The 23,594-nt window shown below is 48.4% G+C and carries 18 protein-coding genes; all 18 read right to left on the minus strand.

Annotation, left to right across the window (positions count from 1 at the left end):
• The 18 genes from Selli1_RS10215 to Selli1_RS10300 all read right to left on the minus strand — a co-directional run bounded on the left by Selli1_RS10215 (position 1) and on the right by Selli1_RS10300 (position 23,531).
• The gene (locus Selli1_RS10215; protein WP_281872928.1) at positions 1-924 is read right to left on the minus strand and encodes an ABC transporter permease; all 924 of its coding nucleotides are present in this window, start codon (positions 922-924) and stop codon (positions 1-3) included.
• A gap of 14 nt (positions 925-938) precedes the next feature.
• Complete coding sequence (locus Selli1_RS10220; RefSeq protein WP_191434998.1) at positions 939-1,859, minus strand: ABC transporter permease; 921 nt, start codon at positions 1,857-1,859, stop codon at positions 939-941.
• A gap of 154 nt (positions 1,860-2,013) precedes the next feature.
• Positions 2,014-3,651, minus strand: coding sequence for a peptide ABC transporter substrate-binding protein (locus Selli1_RS10225; RefSeq protein ID WP_281872929.1), 1,638 nt, complete (start codon positions 3,649-3,651; stop codon positions 2,014-2,016).
• A 16-nt stretch (positions 3,652-3,667) separates the two neighbouring features.
• Complete coding sequence (locus Selli1_RS10230) at positions 3,668-4,738, minus strand: M24 family metallopeptidase (RefSeq protein ID WP_281872930.1); 1,071 nt, start codon at positions 4,736-4,738, stop codon at positions 3,668-3,670.
• A 560-nt stretch (positions 4,739-5,298) separates the two neighbouring features.
• Positions 5,299-8,832, minus strand: coding sequence for a pyruvate:ferredoxin (flavodoxin) oxidoreductase (gene nifJ / locus Selli1_RS10235; RefSeq protein WP_087169299.1), 3,534 nt, complete (start codon positions 8,830-8,832; stop codon positions 5,299-5,301).
• Positions 8,833-9,014: 182 nt separating this feature from the next.
• Entirely contained in the window at positions 9,015-10,115 is a 1,101-nt protein-coding gene (gene ychF / locus Selli1_RS10240) for a redox-regulated ATPase YchF (RefSeq protein ID WP_087169298.1), read from the minus strand.
• A 31-nt stretch (positions 10,116-10,146) separates the two neighbouring features.
• Complete coding sequence (locus Selli1_RS10245; protein ID WP_087169297.1) at positions 10,147-10,803, minus strand: thiamine diphosphokinase; 657 nt, start codon at positions 10,801-10,803, stop codon at positions 10,147-10,149.
• Positions 10,796-11,458, minus strand: a complete 663-nt coding sequence (gene rpe, locus Selli1_RS10250; RefSeq protein WP_087169296.1) for a ribulose-phosphate 3-epimerase — start codon at positions 11,456-11,458, stop codon at positions 10,796-10,798. Before rpe ends, Selli1_RS10245 begins: the two co-directional genes overlap by 8 nt.
• Before the next feature lie 11 nt (positions 11,459-11,469).
• Positions 11,470-12,348 (minus strand): ribosome small subunit-dependent GTPase A, encoded by an 879-nt coding sequence (gene rsgA, locus Selli1_RS10255; RefSeq protein WP_087169295.1) that lies wholly within the window; start codon positions 12,346-12,348, stop codon positions 11,470-11,472.
• A 35-nt stretch (positions 12,349-12,383) separates the two neighbouring features.
• The gene (pknB, locus tag Selli1_RS10260; RefSeq protein ID WP_281872931.1) at positions 12,384-14,489 is read right to left on the minus strand and encodes a Stk1 family PASTA domain-containing Ser/Thr kinase; all 2,106 of its coding nucleotides are present in this window, start codon (positions 14,487-14,489) and stop codon (positions 12,384-12,386) included.
• On the minus strand, positions 14,483-15,226 hold the full coding sequence (locus Selli1_RS10265) for a Stp1/IreP family PP2C-type Ser/Thr phosphatase (RefSeq protein WP_138373515.1): 744 nt from the start codon (positions 15,224-15,226) through the stop codon (positions 14,483-14,485). Before Selli1_RS10265 ends, pknB begins: the two co-directional genes overlap by 7 nt.
• Positions 15,204-16,274, minus strand: a complete 1,071-nt coding sequence (rlmN, locus tag Selli1_RS10270) for a dual-specificity RNA methyltransferase RlmN (RefSeq protein ID WP_191427075.1) — start codon at positions 16,272-16,274, stop codon at positions 15,204-15,206. Before rlmN ends, Selli1_RS10265 begins: the two co-directional genes overlap by 23 nt.
• Entirely contained in the window at positions 16,275-17,585 is a 1,311-nt protein-coding gene (gene rsmB, locus Selli1_RS10275; protein ID WP_281872932.1) for a 16S rRNA (cytosine(967)-C(5))-methyltransferase RsmB, read from the minus strand.
• Complete coding sequence (locus Selli1_RS10280; protein WP_087169290.1) at positions 17,578-18,282, minus strand: zinc metallopeptidase; 705 nt, start codon at positions 18,280-18,282, stop codon at positions 17,578-17,580. Before Selli1_RS10280 ends, rsmB begins: the two co-directional genes overlap by 8 nt.
• Before the next feature lie 27 nt (positions 18,283-18,309).
• Positions 18,310-19,254: a methionyl-tRNA formyltransferase gene (gene fmt / locus Selli1_RS10285; RefSeq protein WP_087169289.1), complete on the minus strand. Its 945-nt coding sequence runs from the start codon at positions 19,252-19,254 to the stop codon at positions 18,310-18,312.
• Positions 19,255-19,272: 18 nt separating this feature from the next.
• Positions 19,273-19,743, minus strand: a complete 471-nt coding sequence (gene def / locus Selli1_RS10290; protein WP_087169288.1) for a peptide deformylase — start codon at positions 19,741-19,743, stop codon at positions 19,273-19,275.
• Between the two features lie 21 nt (positions 19,744-19,764).
• The gene (gene priA, locus Selli1_RS10295; protein WP_281872933.1) at positions 19,765-21,993 is read right to left on the minus strand and encodes a replication restart helicase PriA; all 2,229 of its coding nucleotides are present in this window, start codon (positions 21,991-21,993) and stop codon (positions 19,765-19,767) included.
• Entirely contained in the window at positions 21,972-23,531 is a 1,560-nt protein-coding gene (locus Selli1_RS10300) for a UDP-N-acetylmuramoyl-L-alanyl-D-glutamate--2,6-diaminopimelate ligase (protein WP_281872934.1), read from the minus strand. The genes priA and Selli1_RS10300 overlap by 22 nt, the downstream gene beginning before the upstream one ends.
• Between the last annotated feature and the right edge of the window lie 63 nt (positions 23,532-23,594).

Consider the following 23,594-nt stretch of genomic DNA (forward strand, 5'->3'; position numbering starts at 1 on the left):
CTATTCCGTTCCACGCAGTTTCGGGTCAACCGCGTCTCTAAGTCCGTTTCCAAGAAGGTTCAGCGCCAGCATTGTCGTACAGACAAAAAATGCCGGAATCAGGATCTGATGCGGATAGTAGCGCAGGTACTGAATTCCCTCTTTACAGATAACACCCCAGCTACAGTCAGGAGGTGTGATACCAAGTCCGATGTAGGACAGGAATGCTTCCTGGAAAATGGCTCCCGGGATTGCCATACAAAGGTTTGTAATTAACATACCCAGAATATTCGGAATAATATGTTTGATAATAATTGTAAAATCACGCACACCAAGGACTTTTGCCGCAAGGACGAAATCCTGCTCTTTGATACGGTATACCTCACCACGAACGAAACGGCATGTACCGATCCATCCGACAACGCACATCGCAACAATCAGAGGTGCAATACCTTTACCAAGCACCATCATAACAAGGATCGTGATAATAAGACTTGGAATACCATAGAGCAGATCGACAATACGCATCACGATCATATCAAGTTTGCCGCCGTAGAAGCCGCACAGACCTCCGATAACCGCTCCAACACACATATTCAGCACAGCGGAAATCAGACCGATGGAAAGGGAAACGCGCGCTCCCATCCAGATACGGGTCCACATATCACGGCCGGTGGAATCACATCCAAGCCAGTGTGCCGCTGAAATAAACGCATTCTGAGAGTTAACATCCATTTCAGACTGTGTATACGGACTGAATATCGGGGCAAAAATCGCAAGCACTGCATAAATTGCTACGATACACAGCCCGACAACTGCACTTTTATTTTTACGAAGCCGTCTCCAGGCATCTGACCAGAAGGAAAGAGACGGACGGCTGATACTCTCCATACGGATCGTATCTTTTCCTTTTATTACAAATTGTTCTTTTTTTAATTCTGCCATGTCTCTCACCTACCTTATTTCTTTCCAATACGTACACGCGGATCTGCAACACCGTACAGAATATCCACGATCAGATTACAAAATACAAGGAAAATACCATAGAATACAGTCATTCCAAGTACCATGGAGTAGTCGTTGTTGGATACACTCTGTACATAGTGACGTCCCATTCCAGGAATCGCGAAAATGGACTCGATAACGAATGTACCGGTCAACACAGACGCAACCGTTGGTCCCATAACAGTCATAACCGGCATGATCGCGTTCCGGATCTGATGTTTACATGTGATCCGAAGTTCAGACACTCCTTTGGAGCGCGCTGTTTTAATATAATCCTGGGACGTTACTTCCAGCATACTTGCACGCATGATTCGTGAAACAGATGCCAGCGTATAGAACGCCAGGGCAAAGGCCGGCAGAATCGTGTATTCGATTCCCTCATACCTTGCCACCGGGAACAGACCCCATTTAATACCAAAGAAATACTGAAGCACCGCACCCATGATAAAGTCAGGAATACTGGTTCCCAAAACCGCGACAATAACGCAGAAGAAATCAATTTTCTTCCCACGGTTTCTTGCTGAAATGATACCTAAAATCAAACCGATCGAAACCGCCATAACAAGTGCCCTGATACCAAGATCCGCTGAATACGGGAACGTCTCCCCAATCAGATCGTTTACAGTTCTGTTTGTGTACTTCATAGAGTATCCGAAATCACCCTGAAGCAGGTTTGCCATATAGGTTCCATACTGTACGATCATCGGCTTGTCAAATCCGTAATATGCTTCCATGTTTGCCTTAACTTCCGGCGTCAGCTTCGCGCTGGTAAACGGCTCGCCCGGCATCAGACGTACAAGGAAAAATACGATAGTAATCAGTACCCAGACCGTCAGAATGGCTGCTACCACTCGTTTTAAAATATATTTTGCCATCCTTCTTCCTCCTGTTGTTAGCGAGATGGCCCAGGAAAGATCAGATCCCCACCTTTGGGCTTTCCTGAGTCATCTCTGTCTTTTCAAGAATTCCGCTGTCCAGTTGTTACTGGGCAGCGGAATTCGTCTTATTCACTTTTATACTGTTCAAATATTATTCAGCAGCAACGTCTGCATATACCCAGTCAATGTTAACGCTGCAGTAGAAGAATGTCACATCTTTCACGTTTTCGTTCAGCAGATAGTGGATCTCACGTTCTGCCTGCGGAAGAAATGCGCCCTCATCAATCAGAATTTGCTCTGCCTGGTGCATCATGTTCATACGTTTTGCCGCATCAATCTCTGTCTGAGTTGCCGTCATCAACGCATCATATTCGTCATTCTGGAATCCGCTGTAGTTGTAAGCGCTGCTTGACATGAAAAGTTCCAGATAACTGTACGGATCGTCGTAGTCAGATCCCCAGCCGGCCCATACGATCTCAAAGTCACCGGACTGCTGACGTGACAGGCATTCAGCGTATGTGATCTGTTCAATCTCAATATTGATTCCCAATGTCTTATTCCACATTTCCTGACAAACTTCAGCCTGTTTCTTGGCGCTTTCCGTGTCAGTTGTAGTCAGTGTCAAGGTTACTTCCGATGGATCAGAATATCCAAGTTCGGATAATGCTGCATTCAAATATTCTTTTGCTTTTGCATCGTCACCGTCAAGCGGGTAGCCTTCCAGTGTGGATTCTTCCCCATATGTAGATTCTATTCCTGTCAGACCGCTGAATACAAGTCCTGTACTCGGTTTGTAATATCCAGAGTTTACAAGTTGATTGTACTTGTTTCTATCAAGAGCATAGTTTAACGCGAGGCGCATATTTTTGTTGGCAAGTTCCGGGCAGTCACCGCCTACATTGAAGTAGAAGTAGTCAACATTACCATTGAGGAATGTGTTGTCCTTTCCCTCATATGCACTGATGGAAGCTGACGGAAGCTGAACATAATCCAGTTCTCCATCCTCATACATTGCTACTGCTGTATCCGGGTTCTGTACGTAATTTAATTCTACGCGATCCATTTTAATGGAATCTCTGTCCCAATATTCTTCGTTTGGTTCAAAGAACCACTGGTTGTCAGAAGATTTTGTCAGGACATATGGTCCAGAATATACATTCTTCTCGTAGTCAGCAGCAAAATCGGAGCCGTACTCCTCTACGATATCCTGACGGAGTGGTGCGAACTGTGCCTGTGCCCCGATCATACTTAAGAAGTATACTGTCGGACGCTCCAGCGTAACTACAAGCGTGGTGTCATCCTGTGCTACTACGCCAAGCTGGGACGGATCCATCTCGCCTTTTTCTACTGCAAGACCATTCTTAATATATTCACCGATGAATGCATACGGAGCTGCTGTGTCCGGATTCATCAATCTCTGCCAGCTGTAGACAAAATCCTGAGCTGTAATCTGCTCTCCATCACTCCATTTTGCATCCGGATTCAGATGGAATGTGTAGGTAAGTCCGTCTTCCGAAACTTCCCAGCTTTCTGCAACACCAGGATTAACTTCACCACCTGTGTTGCGGACAAGGCTTTCTGTCAGGGCATGCTGAACTTCGTTGTCCGGAATACTGTTACTCTTTGTCGGATCCAGTGTGGTCGGCTCTGTGGATGTGGAATAACGGAATACTTTTTCATCACTGTTTCCGCCGTCTCCGCCGCTTTTACTTCCCGGTGTACTGCATCCTGCAAGCATGGTTCCCACCATCGCTGTCGCAAGCAGCGCCGCAAATACTTTTTTCTTCATAATGTGTCCTCCTTTTTTAAAGTTCTATCAACTCATGTGTAGCACTTATCAGGTTTTCATATCCCTTTGCTGTGACAAGGCCCTGGTCTTCGACCCGGACGCCGCCCCATCCCGGTATATAAATCCCCGGTTCTACCGTCATAATGTTCCCCTCCTGGAGAACATCTTTGCTGTTGCTTCCAATAAATGGAAGCTCATGTACGAACAGGCCGACTCCATGGCCGATCCCTCCGTAATTGTAGTTCAGATACTCTGTGTCCTTGATCGCTTTCAGTGATGCCTCGTAACACTCGGTACCTGTCACTCCCGGCTTGATCGCCGCTTCCACGTCTTCTGTCATCTGCCGGCAGAGATTGTAGACTTCCTTCTGCTTCTCTGTCGCTTTTCCGACTACAACCGTTCTTGTCATATCGGAAAGATAACCATTGAACTGGCATCCGTAATCCATCAGGACGAAGTCACCGTATTCGATGGCCTTGCTGGATGGAATACCGTGGAGAAGTGATGTCCTTGCTCCGGAAATCAATATTCCGCCGTACGGCTTTGTGTCTGCTCCCTCCATTACCATGTAATGGGAAAGTCTGGAAGCAAGTTCCTTCTCTGTCATTCCAACGCGGATATCTTTGATGATCTTGTCAAATGCCCGGGATGCAATCTCACATGCTGCTCTTAAATATCCTTCTTCTTCACTGTTCTTAACAGAACGGAACTCCTCGATCACATTGACCGTTGGCACCATCTCCGCCTCGCCCTGGCTGCGGATCGATTCATAAAAAGAAAAGGTAAGATGATCTTCCTCGAACGCAATCGTCTTTGCTCCTTCTTCGGAGGCCAGCCTCTGAACGGTCATCCCGATCGTATTGTTCGGTGTCCGCCAGTTGACCACTTCATAGTCCGGGCATTCATACGATGCCTGCTCCGTATATCTTGGGTCTGTGATAAAGAACTGCTTTTTCTGTGTAATAAACAGATAAGAATCTTCACCTGTGTATGAACTGATATAACGGACGTTGGCCGGCTTTGCGACAAAGAAAGAATCTACCTTCTTCTCTTCCATATATATTCTCAGCTTCTGGATTGTATCCATCTGGTGTTACCCCCCCCCCTATCTAAAATGTATATTTATATTATCACCTTTGGTTTAGGATTGTCAACCTGACAACAAACATTTTGTCATGTTTTTTTATACTTTTCGATATTTTTTTATTTTATTTGTTACTTTTTTATCATTTTCGCTTATTTTCTTATGCAAGACCATTATTGTCGCTCAATTTGTTCGTGTAAAAAACACACTTGTGCAGTTTATACTAGAACCAAGTACAGTTTTTGTCTAGTTTTTCACATAATTGAAAACCTACTATTTTATGCAAGTTGTCACTTTTTGAATATTTATTCATTTTTAATGCATTTTCATTCGTTCGTTGTGTGAATTTCAATCATTATCATATATATATTTTATCTATAGAGAAAGTTTATGCAAAAAACCAGTTTATAGAATAAGTCAATCTGCCAAAACGACATCGATTTTCAAAGAAAGCGGAGCGTTTTTGTTTAGCAGGGAACAAAGTTTCCTCTTAAACAAAATACAGGGACGTACCATTAATACGTCCCTGTATCGATTATGATCTGTCATTCTATGGCATTCAATTATTCTGTTTTTCCGTACAGTGTAACAAGTTTGTTGAGATATTCGTATCTCTCCTTTGCTTCCTGTTCGTTCTTGGCAAATAAAACTTTTGCTTTTTCCGGATCCTGTCTTACAAGAGAGTTGTAACGAACTTCTCCGTTGAGGAATTCCTGATAGTCTCCTGTAGGAGCCTTGCTGTCAAGTGTGAACTTGTTCTCTGCAGCCGGGTTGAAGCGGAAGTTGTTCCAGTATCCGCACTCTACTGCGAGCTGTTCTTCTGTCTGAGCTTTGCTCATACCCTTCTTGATACCATGGTTGATACATGGAGCGTAAGCAATGATCAGTGACGGTCCCGGATAAGCCTCAGCCTCGGAGATCGCTTTTACTGTCTGGTTGAAGTCAGCGCCCATTGCGATCTGAGCAACGTATACATAGCCGTAGCTCATCGCGATACCCGCAAGGTCTTTCTTCTTGGTTTCTTTTCCGCCTGCTGCAAACTGTGCTACCGCACCTGTCTTTGTAGCCTTGGAGGACTGTCCGCCTGTGTTGGAGTAAACCTCTGTATCGAATACCATGATGTTGATATCCTGTCCGCTTGCAAGTACGTGGTCAAGTCCGCCGAATCCGATGTCATATGCCCATCCGTCTCCGCCGAAGATCCACTGTGACTTCTTAGCGAGGAAATCTTTATTGTTTACGATGTCTTTGCATACTTCGCAGTCGCATCCTGAAAGAACTTCTACCAGTTTGTCTGTAGCTGTTCCGTTTGTTGCGCCGCAGGAGAATGTATCAAGCCATTCCTGACATGCTGCTTTTACTTCTTCAGAAGCGTTTTCAGATGCTGCAACAGACTCTACTTTTGTCTTTAATCCATTTCTGATTGCCTTGTTTGCAAGAAGCATACCATATCCAAACTCAGCGTTGTCTTCGAAGAGGGAGTTAGACCATGCAGGTCCCTTGCCTTCTGCGTTTACTGTGTATGGTGTGGACGGTGAGGAGTTACCCCAGATAGAAGAACATCCTGTTGCGTTTGCGATGTACATTCTGTCACCGAATAACTGTGTAACAAGTTTTGCGTAAGGTGTCTCACCACATCCTGCACATGCGCCTGAGAACTCAAGCAGCGGCTGTTTGAACTGGCTTCCCTTTACAGTATTTTCTTTGAATTTTGCTACTACTTCTGGTTTTACCGGAATTTCTCTTCCGAAATCGAAGTATACCTGCTCTCCTGCATTTGCTTCCATGTTGCCCATAACGAGAGCCTTCTCGCCCTTCTTTCCAGGACATACATTTGCGCAGGAGCCGCATCCTGTACAGTCGTAAGCGGAGACTGTCATGGTAAACTTCATATCCGGCATACCGATCATCGGAATTGTCTGAATTCCTTCCGGTGCGTTTGCAGCTTCTTCCTCTGTCAGAGCTACCGGACGGATAACTGCGTGCGGACATACATACGCACAACGGTTACACTGGATACAGTTCTCCGGCTGCCAGATCGGGATATCCACTGCAATACCACGTTTTTCGTAAGCAGCTGTTCCTGACGGTGTTGTACCATCTACGTATTCTGTAAATGCAGATACCGGCAGAGAGTTGCCTTCCTGAGCGTTTACTTTTGCCTGGATATTCTTAACGAAGTCTACAACTTCTTTTCTTCCGCCTTTTACTTCCGGTGTGAATAAACCTTCGTCAGCTGCATCTTTCCAGCTTTCCGGTACAGTTACTTCAACAACCTGTTTTGCACCTGCATCGATTGCGTCATAGTTCATCTGAACGATCTTGTCACCTTTTCTTCCGTAAGTAGCTTTTGCTGCTTTCTTCATCAGGTCGATCGCTTCTTCCTCCGGAATGATGGCTGCCAGTTTGAAGAATGCAGACTGAAGGATTGTGTTGATACGTCCGCCAAGTCCGATCTCCTTACCGATCTTGATACCATCGATTACGTAGAACTTGATGTTGTGGTTTGCAATAAATGCTTTTACCTGTCCCGGAAGGTGTTTCTCCAGTCCTTCCATATCCCATGGACAGTTCAGAAGGAATGTTCCTCCGTCAACGAGTTCCTGTACCATGTTGTATTTGTTGATATAGGACGGGTTGTGGCATGCAACAAAGTTTGCTTTCTTGATCAGGTAAGTGGACTTGATCGGTTTCTTACCGAAACGTAAGTGAGACATTGTCACACCGCCTGATTTCTTGGAGTCATAATCAAAGTATGCCTGTGCATACATATCTGTATTATCACCGATGATCTTGATGGAGTTCTTGTTAGCTCCGACAGTACCGTCTGCTCCAAGTCCCCAGAATTTGCAGTTGATTGTTCCTTCCGGTGTTGTAACAAGCGGTTCACCTTCGTCCAGTGACAGGTGTGTCACATCATCAACGATACCGATTGTGAATTTTTCTTTTTCTGTGTTGTTGTATACGGCAACGATCTGAGCCGGTGTCGTATCTTTGGAACCTAATCCGTAACGTCCTGTGAGGATCTTCACGCCATCGAATTTTGTTCCTTTTAATGCTGCAACAACGTCAAGGTAAAGCGGCTCGCCCTGTGCTCCCGGCTCTTTTGTTCTGTCGAGAACGGAGATCACTTTTACGCTTTCCGGAATTGCATTTACAAGTGCTTCAGCGCTGAATGGTCTGTAAAGACGTACTTTTACGACTCCGACTTTCTGTCCTTTTGCAAGCAGGTAGTCAACAGTCTCATCGATTGTCTCACATACAGATCCCATAGCAATGATTACATGCTCAGCATCCTCTGCTCCGTGGTAGTTGAACAGTTTGTAGTTTGTTCCGATCTTTGCGTTTACTTTGTCCATGTATTCCTGAACGATGGCCGGCATTGCGTCATAGTACGGATTACATGCTTCTCTTGCCTGGAAGAATACGTCAGGGTTCTGAGCGGATCCTCTTTCGCAAGGATGATTTGGATTTAACGCGTGCTTACGGAATGCATCGATCGCATCCATGTCAACGAGATCTTTCAGATCTTCGTAATCCCATGTCTCGATCTTCTGGATTTCGTGAGATGTACGGAATCCGTCGAAGAAGTTGATGAACGGAAGGCGTCCTTTGATTGCCGCACAGTGAGCAACCGGTGTCAGGTCCATAACTTCCTGAACGCTTGATTCACAAAGCATTGCGCATCCTGTCTGACGGCATGCGTATACGTCGGAATGATCTCCGAAGATGGAGAGCGCGTGGCTTGCAAGCGCACGGGCAGATACATTGAACACACCCGGAAGCTGTTCGCCTGCAATCTTGTACAGGTTCGGGATCATCAGAAGGAGTCCCTGAGATGCTGTGTATGTAGTTGTCAGGGCACCTGCTGCAAGAGAGCCGTGTACGGCACCTGCTGCTCCGGCCTCGGACTGCATCTCCGTAACCTGAACTTCCTGTCCAAAAATGTTCTTTCTTCCCTGGGTAGCCCACTCATCTGTAGCTTCTGCCATAACAGATGAAGGGGTAATCGGATAGATCGCAGCTACATCGCTGTATGCATAAGAAGCATGAGCAGCAGCATGGTTACCATCCATGGTTTTCATTGATCTTCCCATTTCTTTATTCCTCCTTAAGTTTCAAAAAATGTTTCTAAATTCATAGATATTCATATTATATCGCCATTACCTGTAAAAGTCCAGTATACTTGTCCCAGATTTTTGCACCTTTTTCTGAACAAAAAGCCGCACAGCCGTCGTTTCCCGACAGCTGTACGGCTTCCCTGTTGTTTTTGAAGTTGTTATACGTTAAACCGGAACAGTACTACGTCCCCGTCTTTTACGACATATTCTTTTCCTTCGGAACGGACGAGGCCTTTCTCTTTTGCGGCTGTCATGTTGCCGCAGGCAATCAGGTCATCGTATGCAACTACTTCCGCGCGGATAAATCCTCTTTCGAAATCAGAATGAATCTTTCCGGCTGCCTGAGGCGCCTTTGTCCCTTTCTTGATCGTCCATGCACGGACTTCCGGCTCTCCTGCTGTCAGGTAGCTGATCAGGCCAAGGAGACTGTAGCTTGCCTTGATCAGTTTTTCCAGTCCGGATTCTTTCAGGCCAAGATCCTCGAGGAACATCTGCTTTTCGTCGTCCTCAAGCTCTGCGATCTCCTGCTCGATCTCAGCGCAGACCACAAAGACTTCATAACCTGCTTCTTTGGCAAATTCTCTGACCTTCTGTACCCCCTCATTGGAGGCGCCGTCATCTGCCAGATCGTCTTCCGATACGTTGGCCGCAAAGATCACCGGTTTTGCTGTGAGGAGATTGTAGCTGTTCATCCACTCTTCTTCCTCTTCATCCCGGATATCCGTAAAGCTTCCCGCCATTTTTCCGTCTTCCAGATGCGCCTTGATTCTCTGCATCAGGTCCACTTCTTTTGCTGCCGCCTTGTCGTTTCTTGCCGCCCGGATCTGCTTGCTGATACGGCGTTCCAGCACTTCCAGATCGGAGAAGATCAGCTCCAGATTGATGGTCTCTATATCACGGAGCGGATTGATGCTTCCATCTACGTGAACGATATTGCTGTTCTCAAAGCATCTTACCACATGGACAATGGCGTCTACTTCCCGGATATTGGCAAGGAACTGGTTTCCAAGACCTTCCCCTTTGGATGCTCCTTTTACAAGTCCCGCAATATCTACGAATTCAATGACAGCCGGAACGATCTTTTTTGTCTGGTACATTTCCGCCAGTACATTAAGTCTCTCGTCCGGTACAGTTACGACGCCCACATTCGGGTCAATGGTACAGAACGGGTAGTTGGCTGATTCCGCTCCTGCCTTTGTCAGGGAATTAAACAGCGTACTCTTCCCTACGTTCGGTAATCCTACGATTCCAAGTTTCATTTAATTTCTCTCCATTCTCTTTGTAAATTTCTTACTCGTCTTTTGTTTCCATCAAAATCAGTGTTCCGTATGCAAACGTGATCACAAGCTCGTCTTCCGCGATCTCATTGCTGACACAGAGACTGTCGTTCGGGAGCAGGTGATGATGGTTCAGCGGATATTTCGCTCCACGGATCGTGAGATCCTCCACCTCTCCCCCAAACGGGAACAGGGAAAAATATTTCCCGAATGCATTGCGCCGTTTCAGGCGCACTTCCCGGTCGCATAGCCGGATCCTGTTGCATGAATCCAGAATCTCCGCCTGTATTCCTGCCTTTCTGGCAATTTCCAGAGACTGTACATTGGCCCAGACATGGTCAATCCTGCATCCCGTTGCTCCCAGAATAATCATCCGGTCGCAGCCAAGTGTAATGGCAAGCCGGATTGCGATCTCTGTATCCGATGCATCCTTGACCGGATTATACTCCCGGATCGGAATTTTCGTCTCCTCCCGGTAATAGCGGATTACTTCTTCTGAGATACTGTCAAAATCCCCTACAATGTACTCCGGCTCAATTTTGTGCCTGTACAGAAACTCCACTCCTTTATCCACTCCGATGATACGTTTCGATTCGTAAGATTCCAGTACGGAAAGTGCGAAATTATCGTTAATCGCTCCTCCGCTGATGATGATTGTCACTCTACTCATATTGTCTTAATCTCTCCATCATAGCCTTTGTATTTTGTCCCGGATCTCCGCCAAATACCGCGGATCCTGCAACAATTACATTCGCCCCTGCTTTCAGCACTTCCTCTACATTGTCCTGATAGATTCCTCCATCCACTTCCAGATCAATGTCCCGGCCGCATTCCGTAATCATCCGGCGTACCTTCCTGATCTTTTCAATGGATTCCGGAATAAACTTCTGTCCTCCAAATCCAGGCTGTACACTCATGACAAGAATCATGTCCACAAGCTCCATATACGGGAGCAGCTGATCCGCATCCGTCTGCGGACAGATGGAAATCCCTGCCTTCTTCCCGCAGTTCTTAATTTTCTGAATCGTTTCCTTCACATCCTGACATGCTTCCAGATGGATCGTAATGATATCCGCGCCTGCATCTGCAAAATCTGTCACATAGCGGACCGGTTCCTGAACCATCAGATGCACGTCCATCACCTGCTCTGTAGCTCCTTTGATGGACTTTAATACCGGCATCCCGAAAGAGATACTTGGTACAAACATCCCGTCCATTACATCAAAGTGCAGATACTCTGCCCCGTTTTCCTCTGTCATTTTCATCTGCCCGGCAAGACATTTAAAATCTGCCGCCAAAAGAGACGGCGCCAAAATATATTTCATGCTTTTCCTCCTCAATATCGCTTTTTCTGCTCCAGTTCGCGGTACATCTCCAGATAATTTTCATATCTGCTCTTCGGAATGAATCCTTCTGAAAGTGCCTCCTTTACCTCGCATCCCGGTTCATGGATGTGGCTGCATCCCTGAAAACGGCAGCTTCCCTCGTAAGGTCTGAATTCACGGAAATAATCCTTCAGATCTTCTTTTTCAAAATCATTCACATACAGCGAACCAAATCCCGGCGTATCCATGATATAGGTCTCACCGCCAATGGAAAACAGTTCGGAATGTCTCGTTGTGTGGCGTCCCCGTTCAATCTTCCTGCTGATTTCTCCGGTCTCCATATTGGCATTCGGATCCAGCAGATTGATCAGTGAGGATTTTCCCACACCGGACGGTCCCGCAAGGGCAGTCGTCTTTCCTTCCAGGATCTTCCTTACCTGATCGATATTCTCCTCTTTTGCGGCGCTGGTAAATATAACCGGATAGCCGCAGGCTTCATAAGTCTCTTTTAACAGTTCCCATTCTTTTTCGTCTGCCAGATCCTTTTTATTAAAGCAGAGCGTCACCGGAATGGATTTGCTCTCCATCATAATCAGAAACCTGTCCAGCAGATTCAGATGGGGTTTGGGGCTTGTCACCGCGAATACAATCAGTGCCTGATCGATATTTGCGACCGCCGGACGGATCAGTTCATTTTTCCTTGGCAGGATCTCTGTGATATTCCCCGTTTTCTCCGACTCATTGATCACATCAATTTCGACATTGTCTCCTACAAGCGGTTTGATCTTCTCCTTTCGGAAGATCCCTTTTGCCTTACATTCATAAACACCGGATTCTACTACGTGAACGTAGTAGAATCCGGCAATTCCTTTCACAATCTTACCCTTCATGAAAGTCTCCTTGTATGTTTGTCCGCATCCTGTCCTTAGCCGAGGCTTACATAGAAGGTGTAACTTCCGTCAGAATTCTGTTCGTAACGGATCACCTGTCCGCGGCTTACTGAAGAATTTTTCTCGTATTCCACATTATATTTCGGATTTCCGTTTTCCTGTACCCAGGATGCGATGTTACTCTCCCAGACCGGTCCATCCGAAGATGTAGAAGATCCGGAATCGTTTCCGGATGAGGAATCGCTTCCTCCATTATTGGTATTGTCACTGCTGTTGTTGTCATTGTTATTACTGCTGTCCGACGGTTCTTCTTCGTCCGGCTCTCCTCCAAGGCTCACCACGTAGCTGATGGTCGTGCCTTTTGCCACAGTGCCGGATGTCAGAGACTGGGAAATGATTCTTCCTACGCCCACATCATCACTGTAGTCCTCGGACCGGTCTACGTTGATGCCATTATCTTCCGCCCAGGATGTCAGATTTCTCTCCGGCATGCCGACAAAGCTCTGAACTGTCACCATCTCATCCTCCGGATTTACTCCCTGGCTGACTACCAGATTAACTGTGGAGCCTTCTTCCACCTCACTGCCGGAAGACGGTGTCGTCCGGATCACTTCTCCTTCATCGTACTCATCGCTGTACTCTTCACTTGTGGAGCCCACGCTGAGTCCTTCGGCCTCAATCTTCTCGGTTGCCGTGCTGACATCATCACCGGTTACATCCGGAACAGTCACGGTCGACGGTCCTGCACTTAAAACAACATTGATCGTGCTTCCTCTCTCAGCCTCTTCTCCATATTCCGGATCCTGATCGATGACAGTACCTTCGTCCTGGTCAGACGCTTCGGTGCCGGATACTTCCAGCTTGAATCCTGCTTTCTCGGCAGCTTCTCTTGCCTGGTCTTCTGTCAGGCCAAGGTTGGCAAGATTCGGAACGTCCGCCATACGGACCTCTTCCTCTTCCTGACTGCTGGAGCCTCCTCCGAAGAGACCTGCAACGCTTCCGATTCCGTAAGCTGCCGCACAGACAACAAGGACTGCCACCAGCGCAATAATGATCTTCATCATATTGCTCATCTTCGGCTTCTTGCCGGTGTGTTCCTCTTTGTTCCTGTGGGTTTTCAGGTTTCTTGTATCGTAATCGTCATCGTCGTAACCATCGTCATGGTCATCGTCGTATCCGTCATCGTACTCATCGTCGTATCTGTCGTCATCATCATACTCGTCATCGTACTGATTCTGAAGTTTCCTTCTGTCTGACTCGGAAATCATGACAGTATCAGCGCCTGCACCGTATGCGGCAGCGCCGTTCTTCACGAAATCACCATTCGGATCGGAAAGTGATCTTCTAAGATCCTGTGCGAGCAGTGTCACGTTTGGATATCTCAGATCCGGATTCTTCTGGGTACATTTTAAGATGATCTGCTCAAGACTGTACGGCATCGGCACGTACTCTGACGGCGGCACGATCTCTTCCTGGAGATGCTTCATGGCAATCGCAACTGTGGAATCTCCGTCAAACGGCACGCGACCGGTCACCATTTCATACATCGTAATACCGATGGAATAGATGTCGCTCTTTTCATCGGAAAAGCCCCCTCTTGCCTGTTCCGGTGAAGTATAGTGGACCGATCCCATGGCATTGGAACTCGTTGTATTAGAGCTTGCCGCCTTGGCAATACCGAAGTCGGTTACTTTTACCTTTCCTTCATTTGAAATAATAATATTCTGCGGTTTGATATCACGATGAATGATGTGGCCTTTATGTACCGCCTCCATGCCGGCACATACCTGAAGTGTGATGCTGATTACCTCTTTCGGTGTCAGCTTTTCTTTCTTTGCGATATATTCTTTCAGCGTGATTCCCTCTACCAGCTCCATTACCATATAATAAAGTCCGCGGTCCACGCCTACATCATAGACATTGACAATATTCGGATTCATGATTCCGGCTGCGGCCTGAGCCTCCGACCGGAACTTCTTCACATAGGTTTCATCTTCCCGGTATTCTTTTTTCAGTACTTTGACGGCAACATAACGATTCAGTACATTGTCGCGTCCTTTGTAAACATCGGCCATGCCTCCGGCACCGATCTTACTGAGGATCTCATACCGCTCCCCTAATACAATACCATCTTTTACCATACACTCACCTCATCTGCATACGGCTGCGCCAGTACTACTCCAATATTATCCGAGCCGCCGTTTTCATTTGCTCTTTGAATTAGACTTTCCACTGCTTCCACTATATCACGTGCGCTCTTTACAATCTGAAAAATTTCATCGTCATCTACCATATTCGTGAGGCCGTCGCTGCACATCAGTATGATGTCTCCGCCCTTTAAGCGGTACTCAAAAAAGTCCGGCTCTACTTTCTGCTTCACCCCGATCGCACGTGTGATGATATTTTTATCCGGATGATGCTTTGCCTCCTCTTCTGTCAGTCCTCCAAGCCTTACCATCTCTTCCACCATGGAATGGTCTTTGGAAAGCTGTCGGATCTCCTTGTTGATCAGATAGAGTCTGCTGTCTCCGACATTTGCAAAATAAAGTACATGATCCAGTATCGTGGCAGCGACCAGAGTCGTTCCCATGCCCTCCAGCCTGTTGTCCTTTTCGGCCTCTTCTAAAAGCCGCTCGTTTGCCGCCTGGATCGAGTTTCCAAGAATCGTCTCAGGATGGGTCTCTTTGCAGTTCTGTACCTCTTCGGCCAGAACCTCCACGGTAAACCTGGAAGCAAAGTCACCCGCACGATGTCCGCCCATTCCGTCAGCTACCACAAGAAGATTCGGGAGATTCCCGATCGTTTCATCTGTAGCGAACACGTAGTCCTGATTGATCTCTCTTTTTCTTCCAATATCAGTCATTGAAAATGTTTTCATTTTCATTCTCCTTATTATTGTCTCTGTGTTTTATTCTGAGCTGACCACAGGCTCCGTCAATATCAGAGCCCATTTCTCTTCTTATAGTAACATTAATCCCATTTTTTTCAAGTTTATTTTGAAAAATCCCTGCAGTTTTTTTATCCGGTCTTTTGAAATTATTTTCCCTTACCGGGTTGACCGGAATCAGATTCAGGTGGCAGTTTCTATGCTTCAAAAGGGCCGTCAGCTCCCGGATGTCTTCTTCTGTATCGTTGACACCGTGCACCAGACTGTACTCAAACGTGATCCTTCTTCCGGTCTTTTCAAAGTACTCGTCACACGCCTCAAGGACTTCAGACAGCTCATACTTATTTGCCACGGGCATAAGTGATTTCCGCTTCTCCTGGTTGGATCCGTGAAGGGAAAGCGCCAGCGTGATCTGAAATTTCTCATCCGCCAGGCGCCGGATATTCGGCACAATCCCGCAGGTGGATGCGGTGATGTTTCTCTGGCTGATGTGAAGCCCGTGCCCGTCGCTGACCATCCGGATAAACCGGACGAAATTCTCATAATTGTCAAGGGGTTCGCCCGTTCCCATCACAACGATGTTCGAGATCCGCTCCCCGCTGATTTTCTGCACTTCATATACTTCTCTCAGCATCTCTGACGCGGTGAGGTTTCGCACCAGTCCGCCGATGGTTGACGCGCAGAAGCGGCACCCCATCCTGCATCCTACCTGGGAGGAAATGCAGATGCTGTTTCCGTGTTTATATTTCATCAGGACACTCTCAATCATGTTTCCGTCCGAAAGCTCAAAGAGAAATTTGTTCGTTCCGTCGATTCCGGAAATCTGCCGTTCCACCAGACTTACCGTCGCGATCTCATACTCCCGGTCCAGCTTTTCCCGGAGAGCTTTGGATACGTTGGTCATCTCATCAAAGGATTCCACCAGTTTTACATGAATCCACTCGTAAATCTGCTTTGCCCGGAACGGCTTTTCACCGATGGCTTTCATCTCGTCTTCCAGTTCCTGAAGAGTATAGGACGCAATATCTTTCTTTTCCATCTATTTCGACTCCTGTTTTTTCATAACTGCTATGTAAAATCCGTCGCACGGATCAATGCCCGGAAGAAACTGTTTTTCCTTAATAAGTGCAAACTCCCTGTGCTGTTCCAGAAACCAGGCTGTATTTTCCTCGTTCTCCTCCCGGTTGATGGTGCAGGTGCTGTAAAGAAGTGTTCCGCCCGGCTTCACATAACGATGCACCACGGACAAGATCTCCCGCTGAAGCGCGGCAAGCTCTTTTTGTGTCTCCGGCGTCATATTGTAACGGATATCTTTCTTTGTGGCAAGTACGCCAAGGCCGGAACATGGAAGATCGGCAATGACGATGTCCGCCGTTTCAACCGAAGCCTCATCGCACACTCTTGCGTCCTGCTGCCGCGCGCTGATATTGGTAAGCCCGCTGCGCCCGATATTCTCTTCGATAAGACCCACTTTATATTCCGTCAGGTCTCTGGCGTCCACATGCCCGGTTCCCGCAAGCTTTTCCGCCGCATGGAGCGCTTTCCCGCCCGGCGCGGCACAGACATCGATAATCGAATCGCCTTTCTTGACCGGCAGGCTTTCCACCGCCATCATGGAACTTGCATCCTGCACATAAAACAGTCCTTCTTCAAATGTTTCCAGGCCGCCCAGATAATCGTATCCGGAAATCCACAGCGCATACGGGAGAACCGGATGATCCTCCACTTTTTCCACTCCGTCTTCTTTCAGGCGGGCTTTGATTTCCTCTTTGGTGATCCGTCCCGGGTCAAACCGTATACAGGTCGGATGCTCTTCCATCATAAAGGAAAGCATCTTCTCCACCGTCTCTTCCGGATAGCTCGAAAGCCACATTTCCACCATCCATTCCGGAATGGAATACTGCACAGAAAGACGTCTGGAAAGAGGATGCTCCGGAAGCTTCACCTGATCCATCTGTCTTGCGATGGTCCTAAGTACTCCATTAACAAATCCGGAAAGATTCTGAAATCCTCTCTTCTTTGCAAGTCTTACCGCCTCATTGCAGACTGCGGAGGCCGGTACCTGATCCATATACTTCAGCTGGTAGACCGCGCTTCTTAAAATAATACGGATAACCGGCTTCATTTTTGCTGTTTTTGTTTTGGAAAACTGATCGATGATGTAATCAATCTCGATCATATGCTCCAGCGTTCCTTCCGTCACCCTTGTGATGAAGGCACGTTCTCTTTTATCCAGATACTGATACTTGCTAAGGACTCTTGACAGGGCCAGGTGTCCCGGCACCTTGTCTCTTGTCACTTCCAGCAAAATGGCAAGAATCAGTTCTCTTTCTTCGATCGGTTTATTCACGCCGTCTTCCTCCTGTCAGCAGAATGATACGCAGAAGCTGCAGAATCGCCGAGGCAGCTCCTGCCACATAGGTCAGCGCCGCAGCCCGTAATACTTTCTTCGTCATGGAGAGCTCATCCGGAAGCAGCATCCCGCTCTCTCCCAGAATCTGCACTGCCCTTCTCGATGCGTTGAACTCCACCGGAAGGGTAACAAGCTGAAACAAAACGGCAAACGAAAATGCCAGAATCCCGATCTGGATCAGCAGATACGAAGAACGGCTGTTGAATAACAGTCCCAGAAGGATCAATGGCCATGCGATGGCCGATCCAAAATTCGCCACCGGAACGATAGCGCTTCTGATTTTCAACGGCGCATATCCCCGTGAATGCTGGATCGCGTGTCCGCACTCGTGGGCCGCCACTCCAACCGCCGCTACAGAAGCAGACTGATACGTGGCATCTGACAGGCGCAGTACCCTGTTTCCCGGATCAAAGTGATCCGTCAGATTTCCGCTCACATGCTCGATCCGCACATCGTAGATCCCTGCGCTTCGCAAAATCCGCTCGGCAGCCTCCCGTCCGGTGAGCCCGGAACGGCTCCGCACTCTCCCGTACTTTGCATAGGTGGAACGGACCCGTGCCGATGCCGCAAGGCAAAGGAGGAGCCCGATCAGTACAAGGCTGTACGTCGGATCATAGTAATAGTAAAATGGCATTTCTACCTCTCCCTTTCTTTATTCAGATCAGTTCTCCCCTAAACTCATTCCTGCTTCCAGCGGATATCCACGCAGAAATGCTCCCGCGTCCATCCGCTTTTTCCCCGGAATCTGAAGCTCCCGGATCACCAGACTCTTCTCTCCGGTCTTTATTGTGAAATCCTTTTTGGACACTGCCGTGATCTCTCCCGGTCCGGCATCTTCCGTTCCCGGCACATCTTCTGTCACATCCGCATCCCAGATTTTCATTGTCTTGTTGTCCCATGTAGTATATGCACTTGGCCATGGATTTAAACCACGGATCAGCCGTTCAATAGAAACCGCATCCTGATTCCAGTCAATGGCTCCCATCGCTTTATTCAGCATCCGGGCATATTCCGTCGGGCTTTCTCCCTGCTTTTCCGGCTGGATGCTTCCTTCCTCCAGACGTTTTAATGTTTCAACACAAAGCTTTGCCCCGGCATCTGAAAGTTTGTCGTGAAGGCTTCCTCCCGTCTCCTTTTCATCCAGAACAATCGTTGTCTTTAACAGCATGTCTCCGGTATCCAGTCCTTCGTCCATCTGCATGGTCGTCACTCCGCTTTCCTTTTCCCCGTTGATCACGGCCCACTGAATCGGCGCCGCGCCCCGGTACTTCGGAAGCAGGGAGGCATGAACATTGACACAGCCATACGGCGTCATCTCCAGAATCTCTTTTGGCAGAATCTGTCCAAAAGCGATGACAACCATGATGTCCGCCTGATAGGCGGCAAGTTTCTCGATACATTCTTTTTCCCGGATCCGTCTTGGCTGGTAAACCTCAATTCCATGCCGAAGAGCCGTCTCCTTGACCGGAGGAAACTGCATTTCCTTTCCTCTTCCCTTCGGCTTGTCCGGCTGTGTCACCGCAAGGACAACCTCATGTCCTGCCTCAAGAAGCGCCTCCAGTGTTCCGACGGAAAAATCCGGTGTTCCCATAAAAATGACTTTCATACTCTGTCACAGTCCTTTCTATTCTTCTTCCGCTGCATTGTCATGGATGCCGTCTTCTGCAAGACGCATGTACATCAGGCCGGAGAGATGATCAATCTCATGACAGAATGCTCTTGCAAGGAGGCCTTCTCCCTCCCAGATGACTTCTTCCATATCCTCGTTGAGCGCCCGCACTTTGACATGGTTCGGACGGGTTACAATGCCGTATTTGCCCGGAAGACTTAAACATCCTTCCTCCCCGGTCTGCGTGCCGTCCGATTCAATGATTTCCGGGTTGATCAGCACGATCGGCTGATCTCCTACATCAATGGTGATGATCTGCTTTAAGATGCCAACCTGCGGAGCCGCAAGTCCGACTCCCATTGCGTCATACATCGTATCGAACATATCCTGAATGAGGATCTTCGTCCGAAGTGTCATCTTGTCCACCTTTTTGCACTGCTTTTCCAGTACGTCATCTCCAACTTCCCGTATCTTTCTGATTGCCATAATGAATCCCTCTCTTTACTATTAAAATGTCTGAACCGGATCAAAGTCAAACTGGATCCGGATGTTTTGAAATCCTTCATTAATCTCAATATATTGTTCCATCTTATCCTTTGCCTCTGTCAGCACGCGGTAATCCTCATGCTTCAGATAAAGCACTTTCCGGTACTGATCCTTCACCTTTCCGATGGCAGGACTGGCAGGCCCGATGATCTCAAGCCCTGCATCCGTCCGGATCCTGCCCGCAAACAGCTTTAGATAGTAGGCCCCTTTATTTAAAAGCGCCTCATCTTCGCTCGTCATCAGCACCGCCATCAGGTGAGCCGCCGGCGGATATCCCATCAGCGTCCTGAACTTCATCTCCTCCGCAAAGAACGCCTCGTAGTCCTGCCTTGCCGCGGCCTGTATGCTGTAATGCTCCGGATTGTAGCTCTGGATCACCGCTTCTCCCGGCAGATCCCCTCGGCCTGCACGGCCTGCCGCCTGACAAAGAAGCGCAAAAGTCCGCTCTGCCGCCCGGTAGTCACTGATATAAAGGGAAAGATCCGCCGCCAGCACCCCGACCAGGGTGACATTTGGAAAATCATGTCCCTTTACGATCATCTGGGTACCGATCAGAATATCGGCCTCCTGATCTGCAAACGACGAGAGAATAGTCTCGTAGCTTTCCTTCCCTCTTGTCGTATCCAGATCCATCCGAAGCACCTTTGCCTCCGGAAACTCTTTCCGGATCAGATCTTCCACCTGCTGCGTCCCTGCCTTAAAGGCTCCGATGTGAGGGGAACCGCAGGACGGACAGGTATGAATCATCGGTTCCTCATACCCGCAGTAATGGCAGACCATCCGTCCCCCTCTGTGCCAGGATAAAGACACGTCGCAATGAGGACATTTTACTACATATCCGCAGGACCTGCAAGACAGGAAGCCCGCAAATCCCCTCCGGTTCAGGAAAAGCATAACCTGTTCCCGCCGCTTCAGCCGGTCCTCGATCTTCTCCCGTAAACAGTCACTTAAAATGGAGCGGTTTCCTTTTTGCAGTTCCTTTCGCATATCGATCACGGACACCTCGGCCATCTTCTGCTTCTTCACCCTTTGGGTCAGGCGGAGCAGGCGGTACTGCCCTCTCCTGCATCCTTCAAAGGCTTCCAGCGATGGCGTTGCCGATCCGAGCACCACGCCCGCCCCTTCGATTCTGGCCCTCTCGATCGCGGTCTCCCTTGCATGATACCTTGGTACCTGTTCGCTCTTATAAGTCGTCTCATGCTCTTCGTCGATAACAATCAATCCCAGATGCTCAAACGGGGTGAAAAGTGCCGACCTTGGACCGATCATCACATCGATCTCACCATTCTTTGCCCGCATCATCTGGTCATAGCGTTCCCCGGCAGACAGTCTGGAATTCATAATGGACACCCGGTTTCCAAATACCCGCACAAACCGCATGACCGTCTGATAGGTCAATGCTATCTCCGGGATCAGGACAATCGCCTGCCTGCCGCTTTGTACAACGCTTTGGATCATCTCCATGTAAACTTCCGTCTTCCCGCTTCCTGTCACGCCGTACAGAAGATAAGTCCCCGGATTTCCCCGCTGGAAATCCTCCTTGAAAATCCGGATTGCTTCTTTCTGCTCTGTTGTATATTCGATCTGCTTCATCTGCTCTTCGGATGCCTTGACCGGATTTCTCCATACCGTTTCTGTATCCACGGTAAGAATCTGCATTTCCTCCAGTGCCCGGACAACCGAAGCGGTCAGACCAAGCTTTCTCAAAATCCAGCCGTAATCCAGCTCCTCATTTTCCAGAAGCGCCTCCAAAAGCCTTGCCCTTGCCTTCTGATTCTTCCTTTGGAACAGAGCAAGCCACTCTCTTCCTTCTTCCTCTGTGACAGTCCGGCGGATGATCCGCTTTTCTTTTGGACGCTCCTGTTTCTTTACCGGCCAGACCGTCTTAAGCGCCTGGATCATCGTACCGCCGTAATGCTCTTTCATCCAGGCTGCCAGCGCTACCAGATTCTCCTCGATCCGGACACTTTTCGGAGCTTTCCCCCTGATCTCTTTGATCTTTGCCGGATCAAAGCTGCTCTTTTCCGAAAATCCGATGATAAAACCTGTTCGGACTTTGTCCCCGTTTCCAAACGGAACCAGAACGCTGCTTCCGACGGCAAGTGTCCCTTCCAGTTCTTCCGGCACCTTATACTCAAAGGTCCGGTCCAGTTTTTCATGTGTGATATCTATAATAATTTCTGCGTACATGCTTCCTCTACCAATTCCTGTTCATCCATCCGATAGAAAACACCCTGAATCTCCTGGGTATTCTCGTGGCCTTTTCCCGCGATCACAACCAGATCGCCCGGTCCTGCCATCTCCACCGCCTGTTTCACTGCTTCTTTCCGGTCCGTGATCCGAAGATACTTCCCGTCTGTCTTTCGTACTCCGGTCTCGATGTCATCCATAATCGCCTCCGGGGCCTCCCATCTTGGATTGTCAGATGTAATCACCGTCAGATCCGACAGTCTTCCCGAGACTTCGCCCATCTGAAATCTACGTTCCTTCGCCCTCTGGCCTCCGCAGCCAAACACCGTAATCAGCCGGGCCGGTCGGTATGCCCGAAGCGTCGTAAGCACACTTTCAAGGCTCATGGCATTGTGCGCGTAATCGATGACCGCCTCTCCTCCTCCCGGGATGGAGAAAAACTGCATCCGTCCCTTTACCTGAAAATCAAGAAGGGATCCGGCTGCCGTCTTCGGCGTCACGCCGTACTGCATACAGACACGGACAGCTGCCAGCGCATTGTATACGGTAAAGATTCCGGGTGCCGGGATCTGAAAATGCACCTTCCCGATGTCAAACTCCACTCCCGGATGCCCCTGGACAAAGCTTTCCGTCCGTATCTTTACCGCCCGGAAGTCTCCATTTCGGATACCAAAGGTCTGAAACGGACATCCCGTACCCGCAAGCATCTGCTTCCATGCCGGATCATCCGCATTGACCACTGCCTCCCGGCTCTGCAAAAACAGCTTCCTCTTACATGCCAGATATTCCTCTTTGTCCGCGTGCTCAAATCTTCCGATATGATCATCCCCCAGATTCAAAAACACGCCGGTATCAAAGCAGATCCCCTTCGTTCTCTGAAGCTTCAATGCCTGGGAGGATACTTCCATCACACAGGCACGGCAGGCATTTTTCCTCATTCTTGCGAGACTTCTCTGCAAGGTCACCGCATCCGGCGTCGTATGTTCGGACGGCAGATGCTCCTTCCCGTCAAACTGCCCGGTCGTTCCGATCATTCCGGTCCGGATTCCGGCCTCCGACAAGATCTTCCGGATCATGCTGACTGTCGTCGTCTTTCCCTTGGTTCCTGTCACGCCGATCATCGTCATGGATCTCGACGGTTCTCCTTCGTACCTTGCCGCCAGAAGGGCCGCTGCCTCCCGCTCATCCTCTACAAGGACTCCTTCACATTCCGGGAATTGCCCAAGTATCTTACCGATCAGTTCCTGCTCTTCTTTTGCTGCCACCAGAACCTTTGCTCCATGCCGGACCGCTTCTTTTGCATAGCGGCTCCCGTTGCATACGCTTCCCCGGATGCATACAAACACCGAACCCTCCCGGCAGTCTCTGGAATCGATGCTGACTCCGGAAATCTCTCTGTCCGGAAACCGGATCTTCTCTCCTGCCGGCTCATACCGGACTGCCTGTAAAAGCTCAACTGCTCTCATAAGCCCGCATACTTTCTGACAGTTCTTACTATCAATATAAGTAATCATAGCATAATTGTTACTTTTCGCCAACCGTCATCTTAGAGCCCTCCTTGTCTTTTCCATACCCTCATGTTATACTGGTTAGGCACAAAA

The sequence above is a fragment of the Sellimonas catena genome (assembly GCF_027924685.1).
Classification (GTDB): Bacteria; Bacillota; Clostridia; order Lachnospirales; family Lachnospiraceae; genus Sellimonas; species Sellimonas catena.